Genomic DNA, 18178 nt, shown 5'->3' with positions numbered 1-18178 from the left:
GCTCTCAGCCCATTCGCGAAACCGCCATTGCCCTGATTCTGGAGCCGAGGCCGCGCAAGCGCAGCAGCATCAGTCTCAGGGGCTTTTTTCGTCCCAGCCGGGCCAGCCTCGGCACAGTGACCTCGGCACTATCCGCCAGATAGCGGCGGACATCGATCCGGCGATCAATATAGTCCTCCAGCCAGGCATAATAGGCTGATCGGGCTGCCCTGGCGAGATTGTCCGCTGGCCAGAGCCGGGGCGGCAGGTTGCTTTCGAGACGTGCACGCGACACGGCAGGGCGCGCGCCGATGAGATAGCGGAAAGCACCCTCTGCGCCTTCATGGTGCGCCAGATACAGTATCTTGGCGACTTCCCCGATCCCGCGCGCGTGCATCGCCAGGCCGCGGTCATCCAGATAGTCCCAGTTGCGGCGTGCCATTTCCGCCGTGGCAAACAGCGACAGGCGCGTATCGAAACGGGCTTCGAGCAGCGACATCTCGTCGATGATCGTTCCGTCTTGCCCTGCCATCCCCTTTTCCTCGGCATGCCTGTTGACCACGCTGCCGATCCGGCGGGCGTGCGCCAGCCAGCTCGACCGGGTGAACTGGGCAAGGCCGGCGGCCTCACCTCGGTCATTCTGGCTGCGCTCGTCCCATGAAACGTTGCCATCCAACGGCCTTGTCACTGCCTCGGCCGTCACGATCGTCGCGATGATGGCGGGGTGAATGTCGAAAGCCTGTCCCGCCTCGATCAGGTGCGGCAGGAAGCGCAGATTGCCCCGGTTCAGCCGGAAGTTGGGCACGGCGAACGATGGGGTCATCTGCTGCCCGTCGTGGCTGGTCCGCGCACATGGCAGTGCCTTGATATGGGGCCGCAAGCCGTATCCGTGCCGGTTGTCGCCATTTTTCCCTGTGATATGCTGGCCGACAAGCAAACTGCGATGTGACGTGTCTTGAAGGTCGGTCATTCGAATGTTGCATCGCCTCTATCATTTTCTGGCGAGGCACGCGAGGCGGACATGGCCTCGTCGCCCGCGCTTCGGGGCTCGCCAGCGGGCGATCGCTCCATGGCCCGTTCTGTCGTCGCCCGATGGCGTCGTCCGGCGGCAGGACCCTGCCAGCGCCTATTTGCTCACCGAGCCTGGCATGCCGAAACGCCATGCCATGGATGGTCTGTCCATCGCGCCCTTGCATGCCTTTGCTGCATGGGCCGATGTCGAGCACACACAAAATCTGCGATGGTATCCCTCGCAGGGCAAGACATTCTGCAACATCTATGCCCATGATTTCTGCCATGCTGCCGGTGCCCGTCTGCCACGCATCTGGTGGACATCGGATGCGATACGCCAGATTGCTGCAGGCAAGGAACCGCATCCCGTCTATGGTGTGAACGTCTATGAGATGGATGCAAACGGCCTGTACGAATGGCTTGTGCATTGGGGGCCGTCTTTCGGATGGAAAAGGGCGCGGTCGATTGACCGGCTGCAGCATTTCGCCAATCGCGGTGCGGTTGCACTGATCAGTGCGGCCAATCATGACTGGCATGCCCCCGGCCATATCGCCGCCGTGCTGCCGGAAACGGCCGATCGCCGGGCAGTAAGGCATGGCCGGCGCGTTATCCTGCCGCTGATATCGGAAACGGGTGCCCGCCCGAGCGTCTGTTCGGCGGCCTCTCACCCATGGTGGCTTCAAAGCCCGTTTGGCCGATGCGGCTTTTTCTACAATTCCGACCCTTCATTCTGGTCCTGACGGTCTGTGCTCCAGCGGCCCTCCTCGTGTGAGCAGATCCGATGGGCTAATCGATGGCCATCCAGTGCAGCCGGCAATAGCCAATTCAGCGAAAATTGCCGTTCGCGGGATGGCCTTTCAGCGGGACGACCAGCCCGGCGACGACTAGCTCGGCGCGGTCCGCGATGGCGGCAATGTTCTGGTTCAGCCGACCGGCCATATCGCGGAACTGACGCGCCAGCGCATTGTCGGGGACGATGCCCAGCCCGACCTCGTTGCTGACCACGATCACGGGTGCGCGGACCTGTGACAGGGCGTCGATCAGGCGCTGTGAGGCGGCGGCAAAGTCATGTTCGGCGAGCAGCAGGTTGCTGGTCCACAAGGTCAGGCAATCGACCAGCAGCACACAGTCCGGTGCTGTCTCGCGGGCAACAGCTTCGGGCAGGTCGATCGGGCATTCGACGGTGCGCCAGCGTGGCCCGCGATCCATCTGGTGGCGCGCGATCCGATCGGTCATCTCGTCATCAAAAGCCTGTGCGGTCGCGAGATAGACAAGCTCTCCGGCATGGTCTTCGGCCAGTTTCTGCGCCCGCGCGCTCTTGCCCGAGCGTGCGCCGCCTGTGATGAATGTCAGCACCGCAACCGTCCATTTCCCTTGCAAAGCGTTTTCACTCGCAATAATGCGGCGACGCGACAGGTTCCCAGAGATGGGATTAATAGGGAACGCGGAAGCAGGTATCTACCTGTAATCCGCGGCTGTCCCCGCAACTGTGACCGGATAGCGGTCGCCCTGATATGCCACTGGATGCTTCTGCATCCGGGAAGGTGGGGCGAGTGCGATGACCCGGGAGCCAGGAGACCTGCCTGCCGCAGTCGATCCTTTGCGCGGACGGGGTGTTCAGCGTGATCGGGGTTCATCCTCGCGTGACGACATCGGTCGGGGTGCGCGCGCAGGTGACAAGCCGGCGATAGCTCTGTCGTGCCATTGGCGCGCGTTACCCCTTGTTGTTTGACAGGGGATACACATGCCTGCTTCCATTCTTAAAGTTACCATTTCTGCGTCCGCCATCTGCGCCAGCCTGTCCGGTGCCGCGTTGGCGCAGGACACGCTTGCCGGAGCAGCCGCGCGCGAACCGGTGATCGTCGTCACCGCCAACCGCACCGCACAAGCGCTCGACAAGGTCGGCCAGTCGATCACCGTCATCGATGCAGCCGAGATCGAGCAGCGGCAGACCCAGACCGTTGCCGATGTGCTGCGCACCATTCCGGGTGTCAGCATCGCACGCAGCGGCGGCATCGGCACATCGACATCGGTGTTCATCCGCGGCGCCGAAAGCGACCAGACGGTGGCCTTGGTCGATGGCATCAAGCTCAATGATCCGTCGTCGCCGGGCGGCGGTTTCAACTTCGGCAATCTGCTGATCGGCAATATCGAGCGGATCGAGGTGCTGCGCGGGCCTTCGTCTGTCCTTTGGGGCAGCCAGGCGATCGGCGGCGTCGTCAACATGATCACGCGCCAGCCGACGGAGGACCTCAGCGTCAATCTGCGCGGCGAATATGGCTATCGCGATACCGGCCAGCTCGTCGGCAATCTCTCGGGCAAGGCCGGGCCGCTCTCGGCCAGTATCGGCGCAGGCTATTTCCGCACCGATGGCATTTCCGCGTTCAGCGAGGCGCGCGGCGGTGTGGAGAAGGACGGCTATGAAAATTACGGCGCCAATGGCAATTTCAACCTGGCGCTGACCGACTGGCTGTCGGTCGATGCGCGTGGCTGGTATTCCGAGGGCCGGGTGAACATCGATGGCTTCCCGCCGCCCAGCTTTGCCTTTGGCGACGTCAACGAGGAATCGCGCACCCGCGAGATCGTCGGCTATACCGGCATCAATGCCGTGCTGCTCGACGGACGTTTCCGCAACCGGCTGGGCTATGCCTATACCGATACACGGCGAAGCAGTATCGCGCTCGATGGCCTGCCTGCCGAGACGTTCGCCGGCCATGGCCGCAACGAGCGCATCGAATATCAGGGCATTTTCGATATCGCCGACGGCTGGCAGCTGACCGGTGGTCTGGAGCGCGAGACCTCGCGCTTTTCCAGCAGCAGCTTCGGCGCGGTGCCCTCGATCGGGCGGGCGCGGATCGACAGCGTGTATGCGCAGATCGTCGCCAGCCCGGTGGCCGGATTGACGCTGACTGGCGGGGTCCGGCATGACGATCACAACCGCTTCGGCGGGGCGACAACCTTTGGCGCCAGCGGCGTCTACGCGATCAGCCAGACCGGGACGACGCTACGCGCCAGCTATGCCGAAGGGTTCAAGGCGCCCTCATTATTCCAGCTGCAGAGCGATTTCGGCAACCAGCTGCTCCAGCCCGAGCGCTCGAAAGGCTGGGATGCGGGTGTCACGCAGGATCTGGTGGAGGGCCGTTTGCAGGCCAGCGCCACCTATTTCCGCCGCACGTCTGATGATCTCATCATCTTCATCTCGTGCCCGCTGCCGCGCACCGGCATCTGCGCGGGCCGGCCTTCGGGCACCTATGACAATGTGTCGAAGGCGCGCGCGGAAGGGGTCGAGATCGGCCTGATGATGCAGCCGGTCGATGCGCTGCGGTTGCAGGCGAACTATACCTATACCGACGCCACCAACCGTTCGCCGGGCAATGCCAATTTCGGCCGCCAGCTGGTCCGCCGCCCGCAGCACAGCGTCACCGCACTGATCGACTATCGCTGGGGTTTCGGGCTGGAGACCGGGGTCACGCTGACCCATGTCGGCGCGAATTTCGACAATGCCAACAACAGCCGCAAGGTCGAAGGCTATGTGCTCGCGGACCTGCGCGCATCGTTCCCGGTGACCGAGCGCGTGGAAATCTATGGCCGCGTCGAGAACCTGTTCGATGAGCGCTACGAGACGGTGTTCCGCTATGGCTCGCCAGGCCGGGCGGGCTATGTCGGCGTGCGGTTGACCTATTGATGGCACAGGCGGCGCGGGCCTTGATCGATGATTTTGCCCGCCACGGTGGACGCATCGACATGGCGCGCGCCGCCTTTCCGCACATTGCCCGGTGGACCGATCTGTCCACCGGCATCGCGCCCTGGCCTTACCCTGTCGGCATAGCCGCCGAGGCGATGGAGCGGCTGCCCGACCCCGCCGACCTTGCTGCGCTGGAGGCCGCCGCGGCCCGCTTCTTCGGGGCAGACCCCGCGCGTGTCGTGGCGGTGCCGGGCAGCGATCTGGCGATGCGGTTGCTGGGGCTGATGCTGGGACGCCGGTCCTTCGTTTTCCGCCCGGCCATCGTTCGGCCCGGCTATTCGGGCCATGCATCGATGTGGGGCGGGCACGATGCGGCAGCCTGCACGATCGACGATATCGGAATGATCGCGCCGACGCATGACGTGCTGGTGCTGGCCCGGCCCAACAACCCCGATGGTCTGGTCGCCGACCCGCGACTGATGGAATGGGCGGCCCTGACGATGGCGAGGCGCGGCGGTCATGTGATCGTCGACGAGGCATTTGCGGATGCGGATCGGTCGGGCAGCCTGGCCGGCTGCAGCTGGCCGGGGCTGATCGTGCTGCGATCCTTCGGCAAGTTCTTCGGGCTCGCAGGCTTGCGGCTGGGATTTGTCATCGCGCCGCCAGCCATCGCAACGGACCTGCGCGCGCTGATCGGCGATTGGCCGGTTTCGGGCCCGGCGCTCGCGACAGGCCTGGTCGCCTATCGCGATACGGCCTGGCACGATGCACAGCGGGTGCGGCTGGCCATGGCCTCGCAGCGGCTGGCCAGTCTGCTGAACCGGCATGGCATCGACATTGTCGGGCGCACCGCATTTTTCGCGCTGATCCGTGTTCCGAACCGCGACCGCCTGTTCGTGCATCTGGCGCAGGCAGGCGTGCTCACCCGCCCGTTCGATTATGCGCCCGGCTGGCTGCGGATCGGGCTGCCGCGCGAAGAGAGCGACTGGGCCAGACTGGACGAGGCTTTTGCGACCTGGAGGATGCCATGACCGAGACTGAAGAGGATTTCGCCCGCCATAATGCGCGGATGAAGCGGGTGCAGGCCGCGCGCGAGCGGATGCAGGCCAGGCGCACGCTCGAACGCGGGCTGCTGATCGTCCACACAGGCAACGGCAAGGGCAAGTCGTCCTCCGCTTTCGGCATGGCGATCCGTTCGCTGGGCTGGGGGATGAAGGTCGGCATCGTGCAATATGTCAAAGGCAGCTGGGAGACCGGCGAGAAGAATTTCTTCCAGGCCAATCCCGACCTTCTGACCTTCGAGGTGATGGGCGAAGGCTTTACCTGGGACACGCAGGATCGTGCCCGCGATATCGAGGCAGCCAAGGCCGCCTGGGCGCGGTCGAAGGAACTGATCCTCGATCCGGATTATGATTTCATCATCCTGGACGAGCTCAACATCGTGTTGCGGCAGGACACGCTGCCGATCGACGAAATCGTCGCGTTTCTGAACGACCGCCCGCTGACCAAGCATATCTGCATCACCGGCAGGAATGCGAAGCCCGAACTGATCGCCATCGCCGATCTGGTCACCGAGTTCGAGGAAGTGAAGCACCCGTTCAAGGCCGGGTTCAAGGCGCAGAAAGGCGTCGAATATTGATCCGCGCCTTCGCCTTGTTGCTGGGACTGGCGGTTGCGGGTTGCTCGTCGCAGGCGGCGGACCGCTCGGCCCAGCGTGCAGGACCGGAAGGTCTGCCGCGTATCGTGTCGATCAACCCCTGCGTCGATGCAGTGCTGATGCAGGTGGCAAGGCCCGAGCAGATTGCCGCGATCAGCCATTATTCGCAGGACCCGCGCGCGACATCGATCCCGCTCGATCAGGCGCAGCGCTTTGCCGCGACATCGGGCACGGCAGAGGAGGTGGTTGCCAAGGCCCCCGATATCGTGATCGCCGGAGCGCATGTTGCGCCTGCAACCATCGCCGCGCTGCACCGGATGAACATCCGGCTCATCCAGATCGGCGTGCCGGAAAGCATCGCGGAGAGCGAGGCGCAAATCCGCACAATCGCCAGTGCCGTCCGCCGGACCGAACGTGGTGAGGCACTGATCGCGCGGATCGATGCGGCTGTTCGCGCAGCATCGGTGCAGCATGGCGCAGGGCCGCGCGCCCTGATCTGGCAGGGTGGCGGGCTGGTGCCGGGCGAGGGGACGCTGGCCAGCGAACTCTTGCAGCGGACCGGCTATCGCAACATGAGCGCCGATTATGGCCTCAAGCGCTGGGACGTCCTGCCGCTGGAGCACCTTGTCGCGCGCCCGCCCGAAGTGCTGCTGTCTGTGGGGGCGGGGGATCGCAGCGACCGCATGCTCAGTCATCCGGTGCTGGCGGGCCTGAAGCAGGCCATCGCGGTACGCCGCTATCCCGAGCGGCTGCTGCATTGCGGCGGCCCGACGATCATCGACGCGGTGGGCCATCTGGCCACGATCAGGCGCGCGCTGTGACTCGGTCGCTCGGCATCAACCTTTCGCTGCTTGCAGCCATCGTCGCCGCCATGATGCTGTCGCTGATCGCGGGCAAGGTGTGGATCCCGCTCGATGCCTGGCTGCACGCCGATCCGCGCTGGCCGATCATCGCCGAGCTGCGCCTTCCGCGCACGGTTCTGGCAGCCCTGGTCGGCGCGAGCCTGGGGCTGTCGGGCGCGGCGATGCAGGGCTATCTGCGCAACCCGCTCGCCGATCCAGGGCTGTTCGGGGTGTCCTCGGGCGCAGCCCTGGGCGCGGTGATCTCGCTCTTTTTCGGCTATGCTGCCGCGCCGTGGCTGCTGCCGATATTCGCGCTGGCAGGCGCCGCGATCACCATGGCGCTGCTCGCCTTGCTGGTGGGCCGGTCGGGCAGCATCATCGTCTTCACGCTCGCCGGTGTTATCCTCTCGAGCGTGGCGGGATCGATGACGGCGCTGGCGATCAGCCTTGCGCCCACGCCGTTTGCCACCTCGCAGATCGTTACTTGGCTGATGGGCGCGCTGACCGACCGCAGCTGGGACGATGTGCGGCTGGCGCTGCCATTGATGGCGCTGGGCTGCCTTTTGCTGGCATTCACGGGCCGTTCGCTCGACGTGTTGACCCTGGGCGAGTCCGCTGCCCGGTCGATGGGGGCCGATCCCCAACGGCTGCAACTGCTGATCGTGATCGGCGTCGCGCTGTGCGTCGGCGCATCGGTGGCGACTGCGGGGATCATCGGCTTTGTCGGGCTGATCGTGCCGCATCTCGTGCGCCCGTTCGTCGGCAACCGGCCCTCGGCGGTCTTGCTGCCTTCGGCGCTGGCAGGCGCATTGCTGCTGCTGCTCGCCGACAGCCTGGTGCGTGCGATGCCGACGGTCAGCGAATTGCGGCTGGGGATTGCCATGTCGATGCTCGGCGGGCCGTTCTTCCTTTTGCTTTTGCTGCGCATGCGCCGGAGGCTGGCATGAACACGCTCGCCGTCGATGGCCTCACCCTGAACCGTGGCGGCCAGCGGGTGCTGGACGATGTCAGCGCGGTCTTCACCCCCGGGCGCGTGACCGCATTGCTCGGCCCCAATGGTGCGGGCAAATCGACGCTGCTGGCGTGTCTTGCCGGGTTGCTCACGCCCGATGCGGGCCAGGTGCTGGTCGGCGGTCAGTTGCGCTCTGCTCTGTGCCGGCGCGACCTTGCAAGGCAGATCGGCCTGCTGCCGCAGGGCGGCGATGTGCATTGGGATGTCGATGCTGCAACGCTGGTGGGGCTGGGCCGCTATCCGCACCGTGAGGGCTGGGGGGAAACGCCGGAGGATCGCGCCGTCGTGGCGCGTGCGATGGCGGCGACCGATGTTACCCAGTTCGCCGCGCGACCGATGACCGCGCTGTCGGGCGGCGAGCGGGCGCGGGTGCTGCTCGCGCGCGTGCTGGCAGGCGAGCCGCAATGGCTGCTGGCTGACGAGCCGCTCGCCAATCTCGATCCCGCGCACCAGCTCGAAACCCTGGCGTGCCTGCGCGACGTCGCGCGCGGCGGAGCGGGGGTGATCGTCGTGCTGCACGATCTCAACCACGCGGTGCAGATGGCCGATCAGGTTCTGCTGCTACGCGATGGCCGCACCGTGGCGCAGGGCGCTTGTGCCGAAGTCATGACGCCGCAGCGCATCGCCGAGACCTTTGGTGTTGCCTCGCAGTTCGGCACGACGCCGGGCGGAGTGCCGTTCATCGTAACCATGCCGATGGTGCGCCACGGATGATCGGGCGCCCCGAACAGGTGCTGCTGGCGCTGATCGGCGAGGCTGCCATCGGCTATCCCGCGCCGGTGCTGGCGGCAATCGGCCATCCGGTGACATGGATCGGTGCTGCCATCGCGGCGCTTGAGCGGCGCTGGAACGCGGGCAGCGCGATGCGGCGCAAAGCGATGGGGCTTGGCCTGCTGCTGCTGGTCGGCTGCAGCGCAGGGGTTATCGGCTGGGTCTTCGAGCAACTGGCAGGAGGCAGCGTTGCGATAGTGCTTGTCATTTTGCTCGCCTCGACAGGCCTGGCGCAGCGCAGCCTCGACGATCATGTCCGCGCGGTCGCAGCGCCCTTGCTGCGCGGCCATGTAGCAGCCGCGCGCGTGGCGGTGGCGCGGATCGTGGGGCGCGACACCGAGGCGCTCGGCGAAACTGGGATCGCCGTTGCCGCGACCGAAAGCCTGGCCGAAAGTTTCTGCGATGGCGTTGTGGCACCGGCGTTCTGGTTTCTCGTCGCGGGCCTTCCGGGCCTGCTGGTCTGCAAGGTCGTGAACACCGCGGATTCGATGATCGGCCACCGCGATGCGCGCTATCTCCATTTCGGCTGGGCAGCGGCGCGCACCGATGATCTGGTGAACTGGATTCCAGCGCGGATTGCGGGTGTGTTGCTGTGCATCTCGGGCTGGGGTGGGTGGCGCACAATGCTGCGCGATGCACGCCACCATGCATCGCCCAATGGTGGCTGGCCCGAGGCGGCAATGGCAGGCGTGCTCGGGCGCCGGCTGGGCGGTCCGGTCAGCTATGATGGCGAACCCGCACACCGTACCTGGCTGGGCGATGGCCCGGTACCCGATGCTGTGGACTTGAAACGGGCGCTCTGGGTCTATCGCCGGGCGTGCCTGCTGCTCTGGATTGGCGTGGGAGGTCTTGCATGGCTGCTGTGATGCTGCAGGGAACGGGGTCCGATGTCGGCAAGTCGGTGCTGGTCGCAGGCCTTTGCCGGTTGCTCGCCAATCGCGGGCTGAAAGTACTGCCGTTCAAGCCGCAGAACATGTCGAACAATGCCGCCGTGGCGCAAGGCGGCGAGATTGGCCGCGCACAGGCGCTCCAGGCACTGGCGTGCCGTGCCGCGCCGACGATCGACATGAACCCTGTGCTGATCAAGCCGCAGTCTGACATCGGCGCGCAGGTGGTGGTGCACGGCAAGGTGGTCGGCACGCTGGGGGCTGCGGATTACCAGCACCGCAAGGGCGAATTGCTCGCGGCCGTGCTGCAGTCCTGGGAGCGGCTGAAGGCTCGGGCCGATATCGTCATCGTCGAAGGCGCGGGCAGCCCGGCGGAGATCAACCTGCGCGAAGGGGATATCGCGAACATGGGCTTTGCGCGCGCCGCTGGTGTTCCGGTCGTGCTGATCGGCGATATCGACCGGGGCGGGGTGATCGCCTCGATTGTCGGCACCAGGGCCGTGATCGATCCCGAGGACGCGGCGATGATCCAGGGCTTTGTGATCAACAAGTTTCGCGGCGATGTCCGTCTGTTCGATGATGGCTATGCCGAGATCGCGCGCCGCACCTGTTGGGCGGGGCTGGGGGTGATCCCCTGGCTGGCGGCAGCGCGGCAGCTGCCCGCTGAGGATGCGGTGGTACTCGACAGCGCTGGCGGCGCGGCGGGGCCGATCACCATTGCAGTGCCCATGCTGTCGCGGATCGCCAATTTCGACGATTTCGATCCGCTGATGCACGAACCCGGCGTGCGGCTGGTTATGGTTCCGCCGGGCCAGCCCTTGCCTGGCGACGCGGCGTTGATCATCCTGCCCGGTACCAAGGCGACGATCGCCGATCTTGCTTTTGTGCGCGCGCAGGGCTGGGACATCGATATCGCTGCGCATGTCCGGCGCGGCGGGGCCTTGCTCGGCATTTGTGGCGGATACCAGATGCTGGGTCAGAGCATCGAGGACCCCGGTGGCGTCGAGGGGGTGGCGGGCACCGCGGCGGGGCTCGGCTATCTGCCGGTCACCACCCGGCTCACCGGAGACAAGCGCGTGGTTGATGTCAGCGGCATCAGCCTGCGCGACAGCCAGCCTTTTGCCGGATATGAAATCCATGTCGGCGAGACCCGCGCAACCGCGCCGGTGCAGCCTCTGCTGCGGCTCGATAGCGGGGCAGAGGATGGCGCCGTCAGCGCCGATGGAAGAATAGCGGGCTGCTATATCCACCAGCTGTTCGATCATCCCGCGCAGCGCGGGGCCTGGCTGGCGCGGTTGGGCGCGCAGAGCGATGGGGTCGCGCAAGCCCACCGGGTCGATCAGGCGCTCGATGCGCTGGCCGCCGCGCTTGAGGAGCATGTCGATATCGACCGGCTGCTGGCGATCGCGGGGCAGGGCGCATGACCGGGCCGGTATTCGACACGGCCTTTCGCGATGCGCTGGAGCAGCTGCTCACATGGCGGCGCGATGTGCGGCATTTCCAGACGCGCCCGCTGCCCGATGGCCTGCTTGACAGCCTGATCGAGATCGCCTGTCGCGGGCCGTCGGTGGGCAATGCCCAGCCATGGCGCTTTGTCCGCATCGTTTCGCCCGAGCGCCGCGCAGCGCTGATCGCCTCGGTCGATGCGCACAAGCATGCCGCTGGCGAGCCCTATTGCGGAGACCGCAAGGCGCTGTACGCGCGCCTGAAGCTGCACGGCCTGCGCGAGGCGCCTGAGATTGTCGCGGTCTTTTGCGATGCGGAGACGGAAGCGGGCCACGGACTGGGCCGGGCGACGATGCCCGAAACCCTGTGCTGGTCGGTGGTGACTGCGGTGCACACCTTATGGCTCGCCGCCCGCGCGCACGGCGTCGGTTTGGGCTGGGTGTCGATCATCGATCCGGCGAGCATGAACGCGCTGATCGACGTGCCTGCGCATTGGCGTTTTGTCGCCTTGCTGTGCCTGGGCTATCCCGAGCGCGAGAGCGAAACGCCCGAGCTGGTCCGGCATGGATGGCAGGACCGCCTGCCTTTTGAAACGACACGGCTCGAGCGCTGATGATCATCCGTAAAGACGTTCAGGCAAGGCTCGATGCCCTTGCCAAGCCCATGGGCAGCCTGGGGCGACTGGAAGCGCTTGCGGTCGATCTTGCCGTGGCGAGCCAATCGCTCGGGCCGCAGACCCGTCCGCGACGTCTTGTCCTGTTCGCGGCCGACCATGGTGTCGTGGCGCAAGGCGTCACGCCCTGGCCTTCGGCGGTCACCACCGCGATGGTCGAGACTTTCCTGAAGGGCCGGGCGAGCAGCACTGCGCTGGCCGAGGCGCATGGCGTCGATGTGCGGGTTGTCGATGCCGGGATGATCCATCCACCGCGCGGGCCCTGGCCCGACCATTTCATCGCGCAACCCGTCGCGCCCGGCACGGCGGACCTCAGCCAGGGTCCGGCGATGACGGAGGCACAGTTCGACAGGGCCTGGGCGCTGGGTGCTGCCGAGGCCCAATCCGCCGTCAACGCGGGTCACCGCCTGCTCATCGCGGGCGAAATGGGCATCGGCAACACCACGGCTGCCGCCTGCCTGACCCATGCCCTGACCGGCATCGATGCCGATATCGCGACCGGTCATGGTGCCGGGGCGGACGCGGCGATGCGCGGCGTCAAGCGCGACATCGTGGCGGCAGCGGTTGCCAGGCTCGGCGGTTGCACCGACAAGGCTGCGCTGGCGGCCATTGCCGGGTTCGAGATTGTCGCGATAGCGGGATTTTATGCGGAGGCGGCGCAGCAGGGCGCCGCAGTTCTGCTGGATGGCTATGTCACGACCGCCGCTGCGCTGCTGGCCGATCATCTGTGCCCGGGCACCCGTGCCGTGATGATCGCAGGGCATCTTTCGGCTGAGCCCGGTCACCGCGCCGCGCTGGCGAAACTGGGCCTTGCCCCGGTGCTCGAATGGCAGATGCGGCTGGGCGAAGGCAGCGGCGCGCTGGTCGCCCTGCCGCTGCTGGACAGCGCCGCTGCGCTGTTGCGCGATGTCGCGCTGCTGGCGGATATCGGCGCCTGACATGGACGGTCGGCCCCCATTCTGGGCACCCCCGGTGCTGGCGGTGCAGTTCCTGACCCGCATTCCCGTTCCCGGCACCGCCGGGCTGACCGCGGAACAGGTCGCCGCCGGGCTGGTGCGTGCGGTCGGATGGTTCCCGCTGGTCGGTGCGGCAGTCGGAGCGATGACGTCGTCCGTAGCGCTGGCGGCGGACAGCCTCTGGCCCTCGCTGGTTGCGGTGCTGCTTGCGCTGGCTGTCGAAGCCAGGCTGACGGGGGCCTTTCACGAGGATGCCGTTGCCGATTTCTGCGATGCCTTTGGCGGTGGCCAGAGCGCGGAGGATGTGCGGCGCATCATGAAGGACAGCCGCATCGGCAGCTATGGCAGCGTGGGATTGATCCTGGCGGTCGGCTTGCGGGCCGCGCTGATGATCGCGGTGATCGAGAGCATGAACCCGGTCGTGGCGTTTGCGACCATCACTGCCTCGGCCACCTTCGGCAGATTGCTGGTCGTGCTGTTGATGAGCATCGTGTCGCCCGCTCCGCAGGGCACCGGTCTGGCCAAGGACATCGGCTCGGGTGTCGGGCTTTCCACACTGCTGCTGGCCATGGCGACCGCGCTGCCCGGCTTGCTGGGATTTGCGATCCACGCTCCGCTGGCCCTGATCGTGGCATCGCTGGGCGCGGCTGCATTCCTGCTCTGGTTCCGCACGCTGATGCTGCGGCGTATCGGGGGGAGCACCGGGGATTGCCTGGGCTTTGCGGCCTATGCCGGGCAGCTCATCCTGCTGCTGGCAGCGACGGCGGCGCTGTGATGTCCGCCCAGGTCCTGCTGGTCCGGCATACCGAGGTCGCACGCGCATGGCGGGGCCGGTGCTATGGGCAGAGCGACATGGGCCTTAGCCGCGCCGGGGCTGCACATGCGCGCACGCTGGCGCCCGAGCTTGCCGAGTGGAAGCCCGATTTGGTGCTGCATTCAGGGCTTCGCCGCGCGCAGATCCTTGCCGATGCCATCGCCACGTTCGTTGGCGTCGCCGCAATCGCCGATCCGGCATGGATGGAGCGGGATTTCGGCAGCTGGGAGGGGAAGCGCTGGACGGCGATCTATCGCGAAACCGGCAACGCGATGGACGGGATGATCGAGGCTCCCGAGAGCTTTCGACCCGGCAATGGCGAGACCACCATGGAACTTGCGGCCAGGGCGAATGCGGCTTTGCGAAAGCTGCCGTCGCAGCGGGTGCTGGTTGTCACCCATGGCGGGCCGATCGCGGCCATTGTCGGCATGCTGCAGGCTGTGCCCGTCCATGACTGGCCAGGCCTGATGCCCGCTGCCGGAGCCATGGTCGTGGTTGTGCGGTGAAGAACCTGGTCTGCGGCACGAATTTGTTACAGACTTTTTACGTAGGCCTCGATTTCCTTGCTAATGGCCCTATAGCCCACACTCCTATGCGGGGGGACATGCATAGAGTTGCCAAGGATTTACTGATGACCGTGCCCATAGCCTCCGCCATTCTCGCCTGTACCGCATGGTGGCGGTCATGAGCGGCGTCAATCGGATACAGGGCAACATGCTCGCGGGCGCTGAACGGCGGCTGCTGAACTGGCTGTGTGCGCGGCTGCCTGCTTGGGTATCGCCTGACGGACTGACGCTGATGGGCTTTTGCGGCGCGTTGACCGTTTTTGCAGGCTATGCGCTCAGCCTGTTCCAGGTCGAATGGCTGTGGCTGGCGATCGCCGGATTCATCATCAACTGGTTCGGCGATTCCCTCGATGGCAGCCTGGCACGCTTTCGCAAGATCGAGCGGCCCAATTACGGCTATTTCATCGATCACAGCATGGATGCCCTGTCCAATCTCATCATTGTCGTCGGGCTGGGGCTGACTGCCTTCATTCGCATGGATGTCGCCATGTTCGCGCTGGGCAGCTACCTGCTCTTGTCGATCCACACTTTCCTTGCGGCCCGCGTAACAGGCGAATTTCGCTTGTCCTATCTTGCTGCCGGACCCACCGAATTGCGGCTGATCCTGATCGCCATGAGCCTGGCGATGTTCACCACCCAGCCGGGCACGGTGATGGGCACGGGCCTTTCGCCATTCGATCTGTTTATCGCGGCAATCGGCGCAGGCATGATGATCCTGTTCGTCATCCAGACCGCTGTCACCGGTCGCAAGCTGCACGCGCTCAGCAAATGATCTCGCGCTGAAGCTTTCAGGATTTTTGCGCCGTAAATCTTGCCCCCTGGCCGCATCGATCCCTTGCGCAGGCATGCCCATCAGCGTGCTGCGGATCGAGCAATCAATGGGCTTCTCCTCCGGGAAGGCCCGTGGCAGCAATATGGGCCATAGCGACGGTCGGCCAATTCCGGGCCTTGGCTTTCCGGGCTGCCAACCCCACGTTTTCAAGCTCACACACCATCTATTCGCGGGATGATAAGGCTGTGGGCATGAAGACAAAGTCCCTGTTCGCGGTTGCGGCCATGCTCTTGGGTGCGATGCCCGCGCACGCGCTGGCTGCGCAGGCGGAAAGCGAGATCGTGGTCAGCGCCAGGCGATCAGGTGCGCCTATGTGGACGATCGACACGCCCAGCGGAACCGTGCTGCTGGTCGGTGAAATCCGCGCGGTTCCCAAGAGCACTCCCTGGGAGCCGGAACGGCTGCGCGATGCCACGGCCGAAGCCAACCGTGTCATCCTGCGCGCCGCGCCGAAATTCTCGCCCGGCGATGTGTTCCGTCTGATCTTCCGCGGAGGAAGCTTTACCAAGCTGCCTGATGGACGGGTGGCCGCCGATTATCTGAGCAGTCCGCAGCGGGCGCGCCTGGCTGATCTGGAGGCCCGGTACAAGGTCGACTATGATCGAGGCAGTTTCCTGATGTCCGCCTTCGACCTGCTGGCGCGGCGGCTTGATTTCGACAATGACACGACGGACGATGCAACCGACATCGTCGAAAAGGCGGCAAAACGGGCGGACATACCCATTATCCGGCCAGAGCGATTTCGCGGCGAGGATCTTCTGGACAATCTGGCTGCGGCGGCGCCTGAGAGCCATATCGCGTGTCTGGAAGCCGCGATGGCCGCGACCGAAGCAGGGCAACCCGTCGTTCAGGCGCGCGGGGACGACTGGCGCAGATTTGATATTCCCGCCGTTATGGCCAATCCGCTCGAGATCGCGCTCGGCACGTGCTGGCCATGGGAGGATGAGGACCTTGGCGGAGAAATCCGGGATCAGTGGACACGATTGATCGCCGAGGCGTCCAGCACGAACGGGGTGACGCTCGCCGTTGTGCCGCTCGGCGTGCTTGCCGAGCGACAAGGCGTGCTTGATCAGCTCGAGGCGCGAGGCTTTGCCATTGCCGGACCCGATTGGCGTTGAGCCTATCTGCCGGCAGCGCCTGCCGGCTCTTGCGGCGTCGCAGCACGATGGCCGTAGCTTAGGACGCTGGTGATCTTCCAGGCGCCATCGCGCTTTGCCCAGACCATCACAAACTTGGCAATGCCCTCGCACTGTCCTGTGGCGAGGTCGCAGAAGCGATGTTCCCCTTCCTCGATCGCGCCATAGTCCTTGATCGGATAGACGCGGAAGCTTGCCGGGATCAGTTCCCGTTTCACCTTGCCGCAGATATATTTGCGCACGCCGTCGACCATCGCGTCGCGCTCGAACGTCGCCCCGCCGGTATCGTGATAGAAGGCGACCTTGGGGTCGAAATAGGCCGAAAATGTTGCCAGGTCGCAGCTGTTATAGGCACCGAACACCCTCGCATCGAGCGCGCCTATCTCCTGCGTCAGCGGATCGCCCGGCGATGCAAGATTGTGAGGCGTCGCGGCATCGGGCTTTGCCTCGGCCACCGAGAGACAGGCCAGCAGCGACGCTACGCCGCACAGAATCGATCGTTTCAGCCCATGGCTAACTGTATTGCTCATATACTACAGCTACAGAGGCAGATCGATCGTGGCAACCCGGATTGTTACTGCGCCGGCGCCACGCAAGGACAATTGCATTTGTGCAACAAGCTGCCCGCCCGATATAGAACGCGGCTTGCGCAGCGCACCTGTTCGCCCAGCGTGCCATCGATTCAGGAGCCGCGATGAACCCGATATACCGCGACATGCCCACCACGATTTTCGAGGCGATGTCGATGCGCGCGCGGGAGACCGGGGCGATCAATCTCGGGCAGGGGTTTCCCGATGGTCCGCGCAATGATCTGGTCATCGATGCAGCATGCGCAGCGCTACAGCATCGATCGAACCAGTATCCGCCGATGGTCGGCCTGCCCGAACTGCGGGCAGCGATCGCCGATTGGTATCGTCGGCATCAGCAGCTGGAACTTGCCCCGGATGAGGTCGTCGTGACATCGGGTGCGACCGAGGCCATTGCTGCTGCCCTGCTTGCGATCATCCAGCCTGGCGATGAGGTGCTGCTGTTCCAGCCGCTCTACGACGCATATTGCCCGCTGGTGCAGCGTGCCGGGGGCATTGCCCGGATCGTCGATTTCGATCGGTCGTGCTGGCGCATCGATGCCCAGGCCCTGGCCGATGCCATCAGCCCGCGGACCCGTGTCCTGCTCCTCAACGATCCGATGAACCCGATGGGGACCACCGCACATCCGGATGACCTCGCGCTGCTCGCCCGAACCTGTGTGGACAATGATCTGATCGCGATCTGTGACGAGGTCTGGGAGGCGCTGGTCTATGACGGGGCGCAGCACAGATCGCTGCTGAGCTATCCGGGCATGCGCGAGCGGACCGTGAAGATCGGTTCTGCCGGCAAGATATTCGGGCTGACCGGATGGAAGGTCGGCTGGATGTGCGCAGCCCCGCCGATTGCGCGTGTCCTCGCCAAGGCGCACCAGTTCCTGACCTTCACCACCCCGCCCAACCTGCAATGGGCGGTGGCCGAAGGGCTGAACAGCCAGGATGACTGGATCGCGATGGCCCGCGCGCAACATCAGGCTTCGCGCGACTTTTTCTGCGCCGGATTGCGTAAGATCGGTTTGGCAACGGTGCCCTCGGCCGCCACCTATTTCGTCAGCGTGGACGTGGCCGCATCCGGCATCGCGATGGAGGACATGGCCTTCTGCCATGCGATGATCGACCAGGCCGGCATCGCCGCAATCCCGATATCGGCATTCTATAGCGATGCTCCGCCCACCCATCTGGTGCGCTTCTGTTTCGCAAAGGAGCGCGCGACTCTGGAGCGGGCATTGGAGCGGCTGGCAGAAGCATTGCCTCGCCTGAAATAGGCTGGCCGCACGAGCGACCCTCTGTTTGCGCGGATGGTGCGTGTAGACGCCTGGCGCTACCT

The 18178-nt window shown here is 65.4% G+C and carries 19 protein-coding genes and 1 riboswitch; of the genes, 16 read left to right on the top strand and 3 right to left on the bottom strand.

Going from position 1 to position 18178, the window contains the following annotated elements; all coding sequences use genetic code 11:
• Positions 1–4: 4 nt before the first annotated feature.
• Positions 5–802: a hypothetical protein gene (locus OU999_08060; GenBank protein WAC25125.1), complete on the bottom strand. Its 798-nt coding sequence runs from the start codon at positions 800–802 to the stop codon at positions 5–7.
• 343 nt (positions 803–1145) lie between these two features.
• Here OU999_08060 and OU999_08055 point away from each other — a divergent pair, with 343 nt between their 5' ends.
• On the top strand, positions 1146–1730 hold the full coding sequence (locus OU999_08055; protein WAC25124.1) for a hypothetical protein: 585 nt from the start codon (positions 1146–1148) through the stop codon (positions 1728–1730).
• Between the two features lie 85 nt (positions 1731–1815).
• Here OU999_08055 and cobU read toward each other — a convergent pair whose 3' ends face one another.
• Positions 1816–2346 carry a bifunctional adenosylcobinamide kinase/adenosylcobinamide-phosphate guanylyltransferase gene (cobU, locus tag OU999_08050; GenBank protein WAC25123.1) on the bottom strand — a complete coding sequence of 177 codons (531 nt, stop codon included), beginning with the start codon at positions 2344–2346 and terminating at the stop codon, positions 1816–1818.
• A 41-nt stretch (positions 2347–2387) separates the two neighbouring features.
• A riboswitch (cobalamin riboswitch) is annotated at positions 2388–2592 on the top strand.
• Positions 2593–2734: 142 nt separating this feature from the next.
• Between cobU and OU999_08045 the strand changes: the two genes are divergently transcribed.
• From OU999_08045 to OU999_07980, 14 genes are all read left to right on the top strand, one after another.
• Positions 2735–4675 carry a TonB-dependent receptor gene (locus OU999_08045; protein ID WAC25122.1) on the top strand — a complete coding sequence of 647 codons (1941 nt, stop codon included), beginning with the start codon at positions 2735–2737 and terminating at the stop codon, positions 4673–4675.
• Between the two features lie 20 nt (positions 4676–4695).
• A complete protein-coding gene (locus tag OU999_08040; GenBank protein WAC25121.1) occupies positions 4696–5706 on the top strand; it encodes a pyridoxal phosphate-dependent class II aminotransferase in 1011 nt (336 codons plus the stop codon).
• Entirely contained in the window at positions 5703–6314 is a 612-nt protein-coding gene (gene cobO / locus OU999_08035) for a cob(I)yrinic acid a,c-diamide adenosyltransferase (GenBank protein ID WAC25120.1), read from the top strand. The genes OU999_08040 and cobO overlap by 4 nt, the downstream gene beginning before the upstream one ends.
• Entirely contained in the window at positions 6311–7153 is an 843-nt protein-coding gene (locus OU999_08030) for an ABC transporter substrate-binding protein (GenBank protein ID WAC25119.1), read from the top strand. The genes cobO and OU999_08030 overlap by 4 nt, the downstream gene beginning before the upstream one ends.
• Complete coding sequence (locus tag OU999_08025; GenBank protein ID WAC25118.1) at positions 7150–8121, top strand: iron ABC transporter permease; 972 nt, start codon at positions 7150–7152, stop codon at positions 8119–8121. The genes OU999_08030 and OU999_08025 overlap by 4 nt, the downstream gene beginning before the upstream one ends.
• Positions 8118–8900: an ABC transporter ATP-binding protein gene (locus tag OU999_08020; protein ID WAC25117.1), complete on the top strand. Its 783-nt coding sequence runs from the start codon at positions 8118–8120 to the stop codon at positions 8898–8900. The genes OU999_08025 and OU999_08020 overlap by 4 nt, the downstream gene beginning before the upstream one ends.
• Positions 8897–9823 (top strand): adenosylcobinamide-phosphate synthase CbiB, encoded by a 927-nt coding sequence (gene cbiB, locus OU999_08015; GenBank protein WAC25116.1) that lies wholly within the window; start codon positions 8897–8899, stop codon positions 9821–9823. The genes OU999_08020 and cbiB overlap by 4 nt, the downstream gene beginning before the upstream one ends.
• Positions 9811–11268 (top strand): cobyric acid synthase, encoded by a 1458-nt coding sequence (locus OU999_08010; GenBank protein ID WAC25115.1) that lies wholly within the window; start codon positions 9811–9813, stop codon positions 11266–11268. The genes cbiB and OU999_08010 overlap by 13 nt, the downstream gene beginning before the upstream one ends.
• Positions 11265–11903 (top strand): 5,6-dimethylbenzimidazole synthase, encoded by a 639-nt coding sequence (gene bluB, locus OU999_08005; protein WAC25114.1) that lies wholly within the window; start codon positions 11265–11267, stop codon positions 11901–11903. Before OU999_08010 ends, bluB begins: the two co-directional genes overlap by 4 nt.
• Positions 11903–12901: a nicotinate-nucleotide--dimethylbenzimidazole phosphoribosyltransferase gene (gene cobT / locus OU999_08000; protein WAC25113.1), complete on the top strand. Its 999-nt coding sequence runs from the start codon at positions 11903–11905 to the stop codon at positions 12899–12901. The genes bluB and cobT overlap by 1 nt, the downstream gene beginning before the upstream one ends.
• Position 12902: 1 nt before the next feature.
• The gene (locus OU999_07995) at positions 12903–13694 is read left to right on the top strand and encodes an adenosylcobinamide-GDP ribazoletransferase (protein ID WAC25112.1); all 792 of its coding nucleotides are present in this window, start codon (positions 12903–12905) and stop codon (positions 13692–13694) included.
• Positions 13694–14239, top strand: a complete 546-nt coding sequence (locus tag OU999_07990) for a histidine phosphatase family protein (protein WAC25111.1) — start codon at positions 13694–13696, stop codon at positions 14237–14239. The genes OU999_07995 and OU999_07990 overlap by 1 nt, the downstream gene beginning before the upstream one ends.
• Positions 14240–14417: 178 nt before the next feature.
• A complete protein-coding gene (locus tag OU999_07985) occupies positions 14418–15071 on the top strand; it encodes a CDP-alcohol phosphatidyltransferase family protein (protein WAC25110.1) in 654 nt (217 codons plus the stop codon).
• 251 nt (positions 15072–15322) lie between these two features.
• Positions 15323–16249, top strand: a complete 927-nt coding sequence (locus tag OU999_07980; protein ID WAC25109.1) for a TraB/GumN family protein — start codon at positions 15323–15325, stop codon at positions 16247–16249.
• 2 nt (positions 16250–16251) lie between these two features.
• Here OU999_07980 and OU999_07975 read toward each other — a convergent pair whose 3' ends face one another.
• Positions 16252–16797: a nuclear transport factor 2 family protein gene (locus OU999_07975; GenBank protein ID WAC25108.1), complete on the bottom strand. Its 546-nt coding sequence runs from the start codon at positions 16795–16797 to the stop codon at positions 16252–16254.
• A gap of 164 nt (positions 16798–16961) precedes the next feature.
• Between OU999_07975 and OU999_07970 the strand changes: the two genes are divergently transcribed.
• Positions 16962–18116, top strand: coding sequence for an aminotransferase (locus tag OU999_07970; protein WAC25107.1), 1155 nt, complete (start codon positions 16962–16964; stop codon positions 18114–18116).
• Positions 18117–18178 lie beyond the last annotated feature (62 nt).

This window comes from Blastomonas sp. SL216 (assembly GCA_026625625.1).
Lineage (GTDB): Bacteria > Pseudomonadota > Alphaproteobacteria > Sphingomonadales > Sphingomonadaceae > Blastomonas.
Note: the sequence above shows the minus strand (reverse complement) of the source record. Positions and strands in the feature narration are given on the sequence as shown.

Excerpts from the sequence above, each read along its gene's own strand:
- OU999_08060 (WAC25125.1), bottom strand. The coding sequence starts at position 802 with ATGACCCCATCGTTCGCCGTGCCCAACTTCCGGCTGAACCGGGGCAAT.
- OU999_08055 (WAC25124.1), top strand. The coding sequence starts at position 1,146 with ATGGATGGTCTGTCCATCGCGCCCTTGCATGCCTTTGCTGCATGGGCC.
- OU999_08045 (WAC25122.1), top strand. The coding sequence starts at position 2,735 with ATGCCTGCTTCCATTCTTAAAGTTACCATTTCTGCGTCCGCCATCTGC.
- cobO (WAC25120.1), top strand. The coding sequence starts at position 5,703 with ATGACCGAGACTGAAGAGGATTTCGCCCGCCATAATGCGCGGATGAAG.
- OU999_08020 (WAC25117.1), top strand. The coding sequence starts at position 8,118 with ATGAACACGCTCGCCGTCGATGGCCTCACCCTGAACCGTGGCGGCCAG.
- cbiB (WAC25116.1), top strand. The coding sequence starts at position 8,897 with ATGATCGGGCGCCCCGAACAGGTGCTGCTGGCGCTGATCGGCGAGGCT.
- OU999_08010 (WAC25115.1), top strand. The coding sequence starts at position 9,811 with ATGGCTGCTGTGATGCTGCAGGGAACGGGGTCCGATGTCGGCAAGTCG.
- bluB (WAC25114.1), top strand. The coding sequence starts at position 11,265 with ATGACCGGGCCGGTATTCGACACGGCCTTTCGCGATGCGCTGGAGCAG.
- cobT (WAC25113.1), top strand. The coding sequence starts at position 11,903 with ATGATCATCCGTAAAGACGTTCAGGCAAGGCTCGATGCCCTTGCCAAG.
- OU999_07995 (WAC25112.1), top strand. The coding sequence starts at position 12,903 with ATGGACGGTCGGCCCCCATTCTGGGCACCCCCGGTGCTGGCGGTGCAG.
- OU999_07990 (WAC25111.1), top strand. The coding sequence starts at position 13,694 with ATGTCCGCCCAGGTCCTGCTGGTCCGGCATACCGAGGTCGCACGCGCA.
- OU999_07985 (WAC25110.1), top strand. The coding sequence starts at position 14,418 with ATGAGCGGCGTCAATCGGATACAGGGCAACATGCTCGCGGGCGCTGAA.
- OU999_07980 (WAC25109.1), top strand. The coding sequence starts at position 15,323 with ATGAAGACAAAGTCCCTGTTCGCGGTTGCGGCCATGCTCTTGGGTGCG.
- OU999_07975 (WAC25108.1), bottom strand. The coding sequence starts at position 16,797 with ATGAGCAATACAGTTAGCCATGGGCTGAAACGATCGATTCTGTGCGGC.
- OU999_07970 (WAC25107.1), top strand. The coding sequence starts at position 16,962 with ATGAACCCGATATACCGCGACATGCCCACCACGATTTTCGAGGCGATG.